General features: G+C 39.6%; 10 protein-coding genes (1 of these 10 running past the window's edge). 2 read left to right on the top strand and 8 right to left on the bottom strand.

The genetic code is table 11. The features are described 5' to 3' along the window. The 6 genes from LEP1GSC062_RS05680 to LEP1GSC062_RS05650 form a co-directional block, all read right to left on the bottom strand. Nucleotides 1-502 carry the 5' portion of a NuoI/complex I 23 kDa subunit family protein gene (locus LEP1GSC062_RS05680; RefSeq protein WP_002620302.1) on the bottom strand. 26 nt of this gene lie to the left of the window's left edge, so 502 of the gene's 528 nt are visible here — the first part of the coding sequence; the start codon lies at nt 500-502; its stop codon lies off the left edge, out of view. Then, nucleotides 489-1,946 carry an NADH-quinone oxidoreductase subunit G gene (locus LEP1GSC062_RS05675; protein ID WP_010577558.1) on the bottom strand — a complete coding sequence of 486 codons (1,458 nt, stop codon included), beginning with the start codon at nt 1,944-1,946 and terminating at the stop codon, nt 489-491. Before LEP1GSC062_RS05675 ends, LEP1GSC062_RS05680 begins: the two co-directional genes overlap by 14 nt. 254 nt (nt 1,947-2,200) lie before the next feature. Then, on the bottom strand, nt 2,201-3,343 hold the full coding sequence (aroC, locus tag LEP1GSC062_RS05670) for a chorismate synthase (RefSeq protein WP_010577557.1): 1,143 nt from the start codon (nt 3,341-3,343) through the stop codon (nt 2,201-2,203). 65 nt (nt 3,344-3,408) lie between these two features. Then, the gene (locus LEP1GSC062_RS05665; protein ID WP_020983692.1) at nt 3,409-4,902 is read right to left on the bottom strand and encodes an HD-GYP domain-containing protein; all 1,494 of its coding nucleotides are present in this window, start codon (nt 4,900-4,902) and stop codon (nt 3,409-3,411) included. Nucleotides 4,903-5,599: 697 nt separating this feature from the next. Then, nucleotides 5,600-7,069, bottom strand: a complete 1,470-nt coding sequence (locus tag LEP1GSC062_RS05655; protein WP_010577554.1) for an HD-GYP domain-containing protein — start codon at nt 7,067-7,069, stop codon at nt 5,600-5,602. Between the two features lie 166 nt (nt 7,070-7,235). Beyond that, a complete protein-coding gene (locus tag LEP1GSC062_RS05650) occupies nt 7,236-7,853 on the bottom strand; it encodes an ACT domain-containing protein (RefSeq protein ID WP_020983694.1) in 618 nt (205 codons plus the stop codon). A 182-nt stretch (nt 7,854-8,035) separates the two neighbouring features. Here LEP1GSC062_RS05650 and LEP1GSC062_RS05645 point away from each other — a divergent pair, with 182 nt between their 5' ends. Continuing rightward, nucleotides 8,036-9,865, top strand: a complete 1,830-nt coding sequence (locus LEP1GSC062_RS05645) for an ABC transporter ATP-binding protein (RefSeq protein ID WP_020983720.1) — start codon at nt 8,036-8,038, stop codon at nt 9,863-9,865. Nucleotides 9,866-9,918: 53 nt separating this feature from the next. Beyond that, entirely contained in the window at nt 9,919-10,317 is a 399-nt protein-coding gene (locus tag LEP1GSC062_RS05640) for an SET domain-containing protein (protein WP_010577551.1), read from the top strand. Here the strand turns inward: LEP1GSC062_RS05640 and LEP1GSC062_RS05635 are convergent. Beyond that, on the bottom strand, nt 10,306-11,532 hold the full coding sequence (locus tag LEP1GSC062_RS05635) for a DUF3095 domain-containing protein (protein ID WP_010577550.1): 1,227 nt from the start codon (nt 11,530-11,532) through the stop codon (nt 10,306-10,308). The two genes, LEP1GSC062_RS05640 and LEP1GSC062_RS05635, sit on opposite strands and share 12 nt — an antisense overlap. A gap of 190 nt (nt 11,533-11,722) precedes the next feature. Continuing rightward, nucleotides 11,723-11,773 carry a hypothetical protein gene (locus LEP1GSC062_RS26005; protein ID WP_482793271.1) on the bottom strand — a complete coding sequence of 17 codons (51 nt, stop codon included), beginning with the start codon at nt 11,771-11,773 and terminating at the stop codon, nt 11,723-11,725. Nucleotides 11,774-12,500: the final 727 nt, after the last annotated feature.

Genomic DNA, 12,500 nt, shown 5'->3' with positions numbered 1-12,500 from the left:
CGCCTACGATTTGCATCATTCTTTCTTTAGTTAATATTAAGTCTTCTCGGTTATCAGTCGCCATTTCACCGGGGCCATCCAGATAGATCGCACCTTTCGGACAAGCTTCCTCACACAAGCCGCAAAAAATACAACGTAGCAAATCGATCTCAAATTTTTTCGCGTATTTGTCTTCGGGATGAAGATGTTGAATTTCAGGAGTTACTTCTCCCGCTTCGATATAAATTGCGTCAGCGGGACAAATCCACATACAACAAAAGCAACTTGTACATCGTTCACGACCTTGCTCATCCCGTTTCATTGTATGCATTCCGCGGAAACGTGTGGAGTATTTTCTTTTTTCCTCCGGATATTCGATCGTGACCGTTCTTCTTAAAATCGCCGCTTTGATAAAATGTTTGAGTGTGATCCAAAGCCCTTTGCCGATGGAATAAAAATAAAACTTTTCATACCAGGAAAGTTTATGAAGACTTGCTACACGTACTACGTTAACGGTTCCCAACGCCAACCTCCTTAGGAGAAGACATAGATTCTTTGACCAGTTCCGCCAACTTCCGGAAAACAGAACCCGAATTCAATAAACCTTTAGGCGGTTCCATCGCTTTTTGAAAATGTTGGTTTAACCCGTTCTTATTCGTAAAAGAACCCGATTGCTCTGCGAACGTTTGAATTGGAATTCCAAATGCGACTTCGCCAATTTCCTGAGTTAAATTAGTCTCCAACAATACAACAGTCGCATTAGAAAAAATAGAAGGTAAAAACTCTTTTATATTCTCCTTAATTATAAAGACCAAATCGACCTCCCCCGATTCGATGGCCTTGCGAACCGCGTTTATTCCCTGAGAAGAAACAAAACCGGAATCCACGGCACCTCTCGTATTCGGTCTTAAATCCGTAGTCATCAAGAAGTCTTTCTGTTCGGGGACTTTGTATTGAACCTCGTTTATTCTCACTTCCAGAATAACCGATTTTCCAAAAGACTCCACACTTTGTAGAATTGTTTTCAAATTCTCGTTCGATTCGGCCGCCCCGCCGAGGACCGCTATCTTTTTTGAATTCAAAATTTTTTCCGCAATTGCGGGTAATACGATCGCACTTTCCGAAATATTTCCGTTTCGATAATAAGCGAATAAACGATTTTCATTCAACCAATCGATATCAAAACGTCCTATATCGCAAAGAAAGTACATGTCTTTTTCCTCGTCAATTCGGGGCATGTATCGATACATTTTATTATCTCTTACGTTAGTTGTAATGTTACAACCAGTACTACAACCGTGGCAAATCGATTCTGCGTTTTTATACCACCATACTCTCGATTTAAATAAGGTCTTGTTGTTAAGAAGCGCCCCGGTCGGACAAAGATCCGCAAGTGCGCCTTGAAAGTTATGTTGAATCGGTTCGCTTTTTGCAAGACCGATGATGGAATGATATCCTCTTTCAAAAAGACCGAGATTGGATTCCCCTACTATTTCTTCTTCGAAACGGACGCAACGATAACAAACGATACAACGATTATGATTGATGATCAGATTAGTGCCGATTTCCTCCTGAGGAACATTCCTTTTTTCTAATGTAAACCTAGAATTACCGTTCCCTTCCTGAAAGGCATTGTCTTGGAGTTGACATTCTCCGGCTTTATCGCAAACGGGACAATCCAACGGATGATTGGCTAAAAGAAACTCCATTGTTCCTTCCCTCGCTTCTTTGATACGATCGTTTTTTGTGAAAATGGAAAGACCTTCCGTCACCTTTGTATTGCAAGCCGCTTGAAGTCTAGGAACTCCTTCGATTTCGATCAGACACATTCTACACATGCCCACAATGGAAAGTTTAGGGTGATAACAGAAGAAAGGAATATCGATCCCGACATCTTTAGCCGCCGATATGAGGTTCTTTTTTTCATCCACCTCATACTCGATTCCGTCGATCTTGATTTTTACCATGGAATCATCCTTTTGATCGTTGCCCGATACCGGGAAACAATTCTATAGAAACGTACTATTCTCATTCTGGCAACCCGTTTCTAAAAAGTTACTCGTTTGTCACTTTTCTTCCTAGGTTCTACTTTAAATTTATCGGATTCTTTCCATACGAATTGATTCCCATATCGATTTTAGATTTTAGAACCTGCCCCGGATCGTCTTGGCGTTCTTGGATGAAAATTTTAAAACATCCACATCCATTTTGAGACTGATTCTTAGAGTTCTAAATCTTTGTAATAATCGGGAATGTGGGCCCATTTTTGAAACCATTGAGGGTTGATCGCCCGTTGATAAAGGTACGCGTCCACGAGTACCAAATTAACTACAGCTTCAATAATAGGGACAGCCCTTGGAAGAACACAAGGATCATGACGGCCTTTGGCTTCCAGAGTGGTCTCCTCTCCTTTAAGATTTATCGTATTTTGTTTTTTAAAAATCGTGGAGGTCGGTTTAAAAGCGGCACGAATTACCAGTTCTTCCCCATTTGAAATGCCACCTTGTAATCCTCCAGAATTGTTCGTTTTCGTCCTGACTTTTCCGGTTTCTTCTTCCACATAAAATTCATCGTTATGCGAGCTTCCAGTCAAAAGTGTTCCCGAAAATCCGGAACCAACCTCAAATCCCTTACACGCAGGAATGGAAAGAATAGCCTTTGCAAGGTCTCCGTCTAATTTATCGTAAACGGGATCGCCTAATCCGGGAGGAAGATTATAGGACACACATTTGATTGTTCCTCCGACACTATCCCCCACTTCTTTCATTTTGAGAATTAAAGAGCGCATTTGATCCGCACTTGCGGCGTCCGGACAACGAACTTCGTTTTGATCCACTTCTTCCCTCGATTTGGGATACTTTTCGCCGATGGTAGATTGAATCGTTCCAATCGAATCTACCCATGCAACGGTTTCAATTCCAAGATCGTCTTTGAGGATCATTCTCGCGATAGCGGCAGCCGCAACCCGGCCGATTGTTTCTCTAACGGAAGAACGACCTCCTCCCACATGGGCACGGAAACCGTATTTCATCTGATATGTATAATCTGCATGAGAAGGCCTGTATGTGGTTCTTAAATTTTCGTAATCTTTAGAATTCGTATTTTGATTTTCCACGACTAGAGCAATCGGAGATCCGATCGTTTTACCTTCAAAAACTCCGGAAACCACACGAACCGTGTCGGTTTCATCTCGAGGGGTCGTAAGATTACTCTGGCCCGGTCTTCTTCGATTTAAGTCTTTTTGAATTTCTTCCAAACGAATGGGGATTCCTGCAGGAACTCCTTCAATGATAACTCCCACGGATTTTCCATGAGATTCTCCAAACGTACCGATTTTAAAAATTTTTCCCCAACTAGAAGGCATAAATACCAAGAAAATAAGATAAAGTCCAGGGATAAAGGAGTTTCTAAAAGAAAGCTTTAGTTTTGTCAGGCCACAGAACGAGGAATTGTTCCTCTAAAATTTTGATCAACTTTCTCGTAAAGATTCGGTTCCAATTCTGGATCGATAATGTAAATGACCCTTCTCGGATCCATACTGTTATTCAAATCGAAAATCGCTTTTCTTTTATCCTGACGGAAAGAATACGGATCATAACCTTGAATTTTAATCTTTCCCTTACTGGTAATCACTGGCCGGATTGTCCCGATTCTTTCTAGAATCGGTCTTGTTTGATGTTTGAAAATTTCTTTGATAACACAGGTTTCAAAGTGCACTTTTTTTTGAGAATCCATCGAAACGACTATGACGTAGTCACCCGGATTGAGAACGCTACGATTCTCGCAAAGACTCAAAGACATCAGATCGAAAAAGTCTCGAACAATCTTTTCGTTGTAAGAAAAGAAACTGTTATTCAAAATTAGTTTCATCGAAACAACAGCGTCGTATGCAGGACGCCATTCTTGATTTGAACTGAGAGAAGCGAATTCCCCGGAGATCGAGATAATTCCAGGATCTTCGTCCGTGTAAATATTGCCTAGAATATGATGAATCTGTTTCTCAATGTCTTTGATCAAAATTTGCTTTGATTTATCGTCTTTATACTTTTGAAGATACTCGGTCAGTTTTCGGATAATCATATTTGTCGAAGGATAATTATTATTCAAACCTTCTCCACGGAAAGTCCTATGACTATTGAGTACCGCCGATTTGACTTCCGAATTGACTCCACTTAAATTTGCAATCATAAGATAACTGATGATCGGATGATTTTTGATATAGTCAAATTCCTCTGGACGAAGATCGATATGATTCGGAAGTTTCATCCTGGATTTACCGATATCCACCATAAAGGAAGCAAGCATAACGTTGAGTTGTTTAGTTTTTTGAATTTCGTTATCGTTTTTACTGAGAGCTTTCATTCCTCTTAATTTCATCGCCATGGCAATGACTGTACGTTTGGTCATCATCTCAGAAGCCGCTCTAACACCGGCCTGTCCCATCACTTCAATCACGTTTACAAGTCCCAGTTCCATATCCGAACTTGCCTTAAAGTCGGCGAGAATATCGTCGATACCTTTCTGAACCAAACGGATATGATTGTTGGTCAACGGAAAATGTTTGAGTTCCTCCAAAAGACCAGAAGCTTCTTTAGCAAGGGCTATCGTAAGATCCGGATTTACGAGTTTGGTAAAGGAAACTTCTCTTCCGTGGACCGCATCCGGATTTTTCGGTTTGATAAATTTATCTTTTTCCGAAATAAGAAAATAAATCCCCTGACTTTCAAATTTTTGAAGCCTTGTAACGTCTTCTTCAGATGCATCCGATTTTTTGTGGATTAAGATCTGGCCGTTTTTATTATAAAAATCGACCGGTACTTCACTCTGACTGATAAAACTCTTGATAACTTCAGAATTGAATTCGAATTTTTCCAGAAGTTCCTTATTAACCGAATGTGAGCTATGATTCATATTAGAATTCATTTTATCAAATACCTTTAGTTCCGTTTCGAAAAAGGTCTGCGTACCATGGAATCCATTCACAATTTCTACTCAGGAAGAATACAGAATCGGACTGGAAAAAAATTATTTATGAAACGTACATTTTAACTCAAAATCGGTTTGAATCAAAAAAAATTAATTAATAAATTATTTCCAAAAAACAATAACTTCTCTCTCAAAAATAGCGAACAACACACAAAAATGAAATCTCAGCGACAATGTGAGGATTTTTTAGAAACTTACCTGAATTTAGGAAGAATATCCCTTTTCAATTCAAGTTGGAAGGCCTTAAGGTCTGCCCAAACCTGTTTCGCGCCAATAGAAGAGTTTTATCGAGCGCAAGAGAAGCGAGAATTTAGGGGTCAGTGAATAGGAATTACTCATCCCTACATAATAGAGTGTCCAGAATTCTACATCTAAACGGGGATTTGTGCTAAAATTGGCGGTACTCCTTTATATAGAGATCAGTAGATGTCAGGGGCGTGTATGTAATGTAATGTATGTAAAGTCCTAACCACTGCCCCCTAACTCCTATCCACTAAAACGTGGGAACTCCTACGTTTTATTACAGACCGAATGATTGTAACTGATTTCTTTTAATGTTTTGGGACAAACGCTAAAGGAAAACATAGGCTTTCCGTAAAAACGACTGACACTTTTGGAATCGAAAAGAGCGATTTCAGGCGCTTTCTTTGGGAAGTTCGCCAGTCTGCTTAGCTAATTCTTCGTAAAGACGAGCATCCATATTTGGATCTAGGACATAAACGATCCTTCTCGGATCTTGATTTTTCTCAAGATTGTAAATCGCTCTTCTTCGATCGAGTTTTAACGAAGAAATATCAAATCCGGAAATCCTTAGTTTTCCCATATTGCTGAAATTTGGTCGGATGGTTCCGATCCTTTCCAGCATAGGGCGAATCTGAGTTTTATACATCTCCCGAATGATACAAACCTCGAAAAACACTTTCTGATTGGAATCCTGTGTAACTACAATTACAAAATCTCCTTCTTGAATAAAAGGTTGATTATTGCACAAGGAAAGACCGATGTGATCGTAAAAATCCCTCAGAGTCTTTTCATTATATGCAAAAAAACTATTATTCAAAATGAGCTTCATCGCAACCAAAGGCTCAAACGGTTCTCTCCATTCCTGTCTTGTGGTTAAAGAAGCAAATTCTCCCGCAATGGAAATAACCCCAATATCTTCTATGGGAAGGTTATTGGTGAGAATATTCCGTATCTGCTTTTGAATATCACCGACCAAAACGGTCTTCATCGGATCATCCTTATATTTTTCCTTATAAAGATTGAGCTTATGAACAAGAACTTTTGGCTGAGGGTAATTATTGTTCATCCCCTCGCCTTTGTGAGGACGATGGTGATTGAGAACCAGAGTTTTGATGTTATCATCTAAATCTGGAAGGTTAGCCACCATAAGATAACTGATGATCGGATGATTTTTGATGTATTCGAATTCTTCCGTCTTCAGATCCTTTTGCACCGGAATTTTCATTTGAGTATAACCCACATCCGCAAGATAAGAAGACATCATCAGGTTCATCTGATCTAACTTCTTCTGTTCCATATCCACTTTGGTAAAAACCTTTCCCGCTCTTACCTTCATCGCCATGGAGATTACGGTGCGTTTCGTGAGTATCTCGGAATCCATTGGAACTCCAGCATTACTCATAACTTCAATGATGTTGACTAACCCGTTTTCCATATCGGGCGTAGATTTAAAGTCTTCTAATATTCCGTCGATAGATTTATTAAGATGTCTTATCTGATTTCCGTGAAGAGGAAATTTTTTTAACTCGGATAAAAAACCTGAGGCATTTCTTGCAAGCTCGACAGTTAGTTCAGCGTTAACTAACTTAGCAAAACTTACTTCCCGACCATTTACGGTATCCGATCCGGAACCTTGTTTTCCACCGGCAATTTTCTCAAATTCGGATTTTAGAAAGTAGATCCCTTGGTTTTCAAACCTTAGTAATTTTGTAATGTCTTCTCCGTCGGCATTTTCCTTTTTATGAATGAGAATTTGCCCGTTTCTGTTGTAGAAATCAACCGGAATGACACTGTTGATTTTAAAGTGTTGAATGATCTCTTCCGTAAAATCGAATTTCTGTAAGTCTTTTTGGGCGTCCATGAGAATAATCTTAAATAGTGAATTTATCTTTTGAATACAGTGGTACTAGCTAACGTACATTAAATAGCGGCTCAAGAATTCCATTGTTAATCCATGAAAAGGTGGGAATAAACTGTTTGCACTGAATATTTTTTATAAGAGACGAAAAAAAAAATTATTTTATCGATTATTTCCAAGAAGAATTTAAACTGATCTCAAGTATATTTCGGTTTACGCGATCCTCTAATGCCGAACCAGCAAAACCCTTTCCTCCTTTTGTATCGGAAAGTATAAAGGTATCTTGAGCTCGATTTCCGGTCCGATCCGTTCGAATCGTCGCGGAATGAATGTTAATTCCGTTTTCTTTGAGCACTCCAGTAACAAAGTAAAGAAGACCTTTTCTATCTGGAGCTTCGAGGGTAAATTTAGTTTTAGTTCCCAATTCTATATCTTCAAATTCCAACTTGGAATCGGGGCCGAGGTGATAAGTATTTCTAAGATCAACTTCGCTTGAATGATGAATAATTTCTTCCAAAGCGAAATCGTCGGTAAATACGGAAGACATGAGAACCCCCAATTTAGAAGCCTTGATTTTAGAATCTGTTTCATCTGATTTTAATGTAAAAATATCGTAGCTATAAAATTGGCCTTCCTCTTCTATCGTCTTGATGTCGCCGGAAACGATTTCCCAACCCATAAAAAACATCGCTTTCACCATTTTATGGAGAGTGCCGGGGGCAGTTTCGGTAGTTTTTAAAGTAACCGTATAAAACCCATCGTTCTCTTTATAGTGAAAATGAATCATTCTATAGACCTGGTTACAAAGATAATTGTGCGTTTCAAAAAAAACGACTCTTTTCTAGACGCATTCTGTCTCTTATCCGGTGAAAAATTCTTGCCTCAGGGTTTCGAAGGAAAACAATCAAAGTAGAGTGGAAATGAAAGATATTTGCCAAAAATAAAAGGAACGACATTTCCCAAAACGGTATGAAAAGACCTCTTGAATACAATCCGGACCTGATCCAAAAATCGGAACATTTGCCGCTGGAAAAGGAAAAAGGCTCCGCTAAAAAATGGAAAGCCCTGAATCCGAAAAAGGAAAAACCGAACTCGGAAACAGAGGGCGCACCAGGTCTTTTGATTTTCGGATTATTTCGGTTCGCCAAAAAATATAAGGGAAGAATTTCCGTTATCATCGGGCTTCTCTGCTTCGAGATCGGATTTTATGCGAGTATCCCTTTTAGTTTTAAATATTTAATCGACGAAGCTCTCATCAATCGAAATCAAAACGCACTTTATTGGATCGGAGCTTATCTTGCGATCGGAACGATTACTTTTACAATTCTTGGAACCGTGAGAGATTATCTTTATAACTGGGCTTCCGCAAGAATTATCCAAGACCTTCGATTGCAGATGTACGAACATTTGGATCGATTGAATTTGGATTTTTTTTCCAACAATAAGTTAGGGGATATTCTTTCCAGGTTTTTCAACGATCTTGCGGCATTAGAACACGCCCTTCTAGCGTTTATTCCTTGGGGACTCGGTCCTCTTTTAGAGGCGATCTTTGGGACTATTCTACTTTTTTTATTGGATTGGAAGCTTGCTTTGATCGCATTACTCATCTGGCCCATCAGTTTTTTAGGGCCGGGATTTTTATCCAGAAAATCCACGGAAATCAGCTACGCAAGAAAATTAGAAGAAGCTCAAGTACTCAGTTTGGTGGAAGAATCTATTTCCGCACAGAATTTGATCCGGGCTTACGATCTAAGCGATTACTTCTTCAACAGATTCAAGAACAGCTGTGAAAAACTGTTTCAAGTTTCCCTTCGACTCGGACTGACGAACTCCTATTTGGAGCGTTCCGCCGGTTCAGGAATTCTATTTCTTCAAGGAGTTCTCTTACTTGTAGGAACTATATTCGCATATCATAATGCACTTAGTATCGGAACTTTAGCGGCTTTTTTACCCCCGTTCTTAAATTTAAGTTATTCCTTATTGTATCTTTCCCAATATTTACCTGCACTGAATCACGCGAGCGGATCGGCAAAACGGATCTTAGAATTATTACGCGCCCCCGTATTCGAACCAGATCCGGAAGAAACTTCGATCCCAGAATTGAAAGAGGCGATCCACTTCGAGAACGTTCATTTCCGATACAAAGGAAGATCAAAAAATCTAAGCGATATCACTCTCACGATTCCCAAAGGAAGTTATACCGCCATCGTAGGCAGTTCGGGAGTTGGCAAAAGCACTTTCATCAAGCTTCTCCTAGGAATGGTACAACCTAACGAAGGAAAAATTCTTTTTGACGGTATGAATCTAAATTCCATATCCAGAAGTTCAGTTCGATCCTTAATAGGCGTAGTATTTCAAGAAACATTTCTTTTCAACACTACCATCTTTGAAAACATCCGTATCGGTAAACCGAGTGCAACTCTGGAAGAAGCGATTGAAGCGGCCAAAAAAGCCGAAATACACGAGATGATTCTCTCGTTACCTATGGGCTACGAAACAAACGCGGGAGACAGAGGAACCAAACTTTCCGGCGGAGAAAGACAAAGAATCGCGATAGCAAGAGCCTTCTTAAGAAATCCTCAGATTCTTCTTTTGGACGAAGCGACTTCCTCCTTAGACCCGGTAACGGAAGCAAGAATTATGAAAACCCTTTCTTTGTTAAGAGAAGGAAGAACGGTAATCTCGGTCACTCATAGACTTTCCACAATCCGAGAAGCGGATCAGGTTTTTCAAATGCGCAATGGAAAACTGGAAAGATTTTCCGTTCCCGAGCCCGAACAGCAGGCCATGGTCTTGTAGGAATTCCTTTTCTTACTTGCAATTTTTTTCCCAGCTAAATTACATTCTTTCCAATGCTCTTAGTACCTACATACATCGCTGATTCTCCAATTGGCGGTTTCGGCCTTTTTGCCGGTCGAGACATTCAAAAAGGCGAATTGATTTGGAAATACCATCCTAAGACGGTTTGGGTTTTAACTGATCAAGAACTGAATTCCCTTCCGCTATCCGTTCAAGAAATGTTTCGCACTTATTCCTATCAAACCGCCGGAAAATGGTTCTACTGCTCGGATAATTCCAAGTTTATGAATCACAGTGACGATCCGAATACGAAAGAAGATTTTACGAGTGATCAAACGAACCCAATGGGACAAGACATTGCGACGAGATTGATTCTAAAAGGAGAGGAACTCACTTGTAATTATAAACTTTTCGACGATAATTGGAAAATAAAACTCGGTTTAATTTTTTGACGCTTTTATTTGTTCTTTGAGCTGAATTGCGGCGAGAGCATAACCTCCGTCCGCCGAATCCACAAAATGGACTTCCCTCACAGAACCTTCGTGTAAAGCGCAAGTCATCAAAGCCCTATCAGAAACGTGATATCCGTAAAAGAGCTTTCCTTGTTTATAAAGGTCTTCCAAAAATTTGAGAAACGATTCTCTGGAATCGGAATCGCAAGCAACGACCATCTTTAATGTCCCGTCGTATTTCCTAAAATCAGAAGCAAGTACTTGAGATTTTCTTAATTCTCGCAGTTCCATTCCGTTCACTTTCGGACCGAACTTCCATTGTGTATTGATGGCAAGGTTGAGCGTAATCCCTTCGATTTTGATCTTGAGCATCTTTAAAAAATGAAAAATTCCTTTTCTACTTCCAGAATGAACTGCCGCTTCTTTACGAAAATATTTTCCGGATAGATCCACTTTGATTTTTTCTTCTTTAAGAGGATGAATTTCCACGTCGTTCCCCAAGAGAACGCCAACTTGATCCAGTACAATTTTCAATAATTCTTGATCGGAAGCGACGCTTGAAGAATTCATCTTAATGATAAACGAAACCGTTTCTCCCCGATGGCTTGGAATATCCTGCCAACGACAGGTAAAACCTGTAAAATCCGGTTTAATCTTAGGCTTATGAGTCAATGGGATAATATAAGGGTTCGTCAAATCGTTATTCTTAATGAGATTTTCCGCCATATCTAAAGCGTTTCCCGTTAAGATCGCCTGATTGTAAAATTCGGAAATTTTTAATTTACAAAGTTTTAATTCTTTACCGCTTTTTTTCAACTCCCCTACGTTTACGATTCCGACTCTGAGCTTCAAGCCGAAGTTGCTTTTCACCGATTCTCGAATCGAAAATAAGATATCTTTCACTGCGGAAAGAAGGCTATCCGGAAGCAACAATGTCATACCGTCCCCTCCGAATAAAAACGGATAATCCATATCCCCCATGATATTGGAGACGGCCATCGCTGTAATACCACCCGCGATGTTTACGTCCTTATAATGCCCATTTCGAATTGCATCGGTAGAATTCACCACATCCGTGATGACTATATTCCAATCGTCTGGAACGGTAAAATAATTAGAAGGTTCTATAATCTCCGTAAAAGAGGAAAGTGCCGGCAGATATTTATAAAAATTTTGAGTATTCAACGTTAATTTTCGATCGATGGTTTGAATCATCTTATTTCACCTAATAACAGTTATATTTTATTCCCAAAAAGAATTTTAAAAACTCCCTTACAACGTGTCTTAAAACCTACCAAACGATCCTTAGAAAGCGAAGGCATTGAGTTTTGTTGTACTCTATCAGAAAGATCAAGCTACAATAACCTGTTCTAGTTTTGGGACAGGTTATTATATTGAAAAAACTTTACATTTTTAGAAACCAATCCGAATCGAATTCAAAAGTTTCAAAACAAATAGATGCTATACTCGGAAATTCTTGAAATTTTTACACGTATTTTTCTAACTTACCCTAAAATCCAAAATTGGAACTCGAACCACCACTTTCGTGTATTGTTAAATTCAGTCAAGGTTCTCCAAATCCAGCACACTGTTTTTCAGACGTCGATAGACTAAAAGTTTGTCCCAATCCCGCCGAGCGCCAATAGATTAGTATGATTCTTGGACGTAAGACAGTTCCGAATGTGATATTCTTGATTCGACGGAGTCAAGAAGGCCGGTGGCAGATTGATCGCTCTCTGATGAACTCAATCTCACTCGTAATAACTTCGTATAGCATACATTTTACGTGAATACGAACTTTACATATAATAAAACGCAAGTGTTCAGACGAGAATGAGGCTTTTTACTTGCGAGAAGTATGATTTTGTGGTAAAGAAAAATTTCCCGAACCTTTCCACCTCCTATTTCGCGATCCTTAGATTAGTATGGTTCTTGGATGTAAGACAGCTCGAAGTGTGATATTCTTGATTCGACGGAGTCAAGAAGGCCGGTGGCAGATTGATCGCTCTCTGATGAACTCAATCTCACTCCCTGAATTGCGCCCCTTAGGAAGCAATTCACAGTATTCAAGTAAAGTTTAATGGAACTTAGCAAACACCTTCCTATGGGTCGGTGTTTAGGTCGTTCGATAGGGCTTAGACCCCGGTCCATAGATAAATCTAAATCGGCCACCGCAAACCAAA

It is taken from the genome of Leptospira alexanderi serovar Manhao 3 str. L 60, from assembly GCF_000243815.2.
GTDB lineage: Bacteria > Spirochaetota > Leptospiria > Leptospirales > Leptospiraceae > Leptospira > Leptospira alexanderi.
Note: the sequence above shows the minus strand (reverse complement) of the source record. Positions and strands in the feature narration are given on the sequence as shown.

What these genes read in the sequence shown, in the direction of transcription:
- LEP1GSC062_RS05675 (WP_010577558.1), bottom strand. Translation starts at nt 1,946, where the DNA reads ATGGTAAAAATCAAGATCGACGGAATCGAGTATGAGGTGGATGAAAAA.
- aroC (WP_010577557.1), bottom strand. Translation starts at nt 3,343, where the DNA reads ATGCCTTCTAGTTGGGGAAAAATTTTTAAAATCGGTACGTTTGGAGAA.
- LEP1GSC062_RS05665 (WP_020983692.1), bottom strand. Translation starts at nt 4,902, where the DNA reads ATGAATTCTAATATGAATCATAGCTCACATTCGGTTAATAAGGAACTT.
- LEP1GSC062_RS05655 (WP_010577554.1), bottom strand. Translation starts at nt 7,069, where the DNA reads ATGGACGCCCAAAAAGACTTACAGAAATTCGATTTTACGGAAGAGATC.
- LEP1GSC062_RS05650 (WP_020983694.1), bottom strand. Translation starts at nt 7,853, where the DNA reads ATGATTCATTTTCACTATAAAGAGAACGATGGGTTTTATACGGTTACT.
- LEP1GSC062_RS05645 (WP_020983720.1), top strand. Translation starts at nt 8,036, where the DNA reads ATGAAAAGACCTCTTGAATACAATCCGGACCTGATCCAAAAATCGGAA.
- LEP1GSC062_RS05640 (WP_010577551.1), top strand. Translation starts at nt 9,919, where the DNA reads ATGCTCTTAGTACCTACATACATCGCTGATTCTCCAATTGGCGGTTTC.
- LEP1GSC062_RS05635 (WP_010577550.1), bottom strand. Translation starts at nt 11,532, where the DNA reads ATGATTCAAACCATCGATCGAAAATTAACGTTGAATACTCAAAATTTT.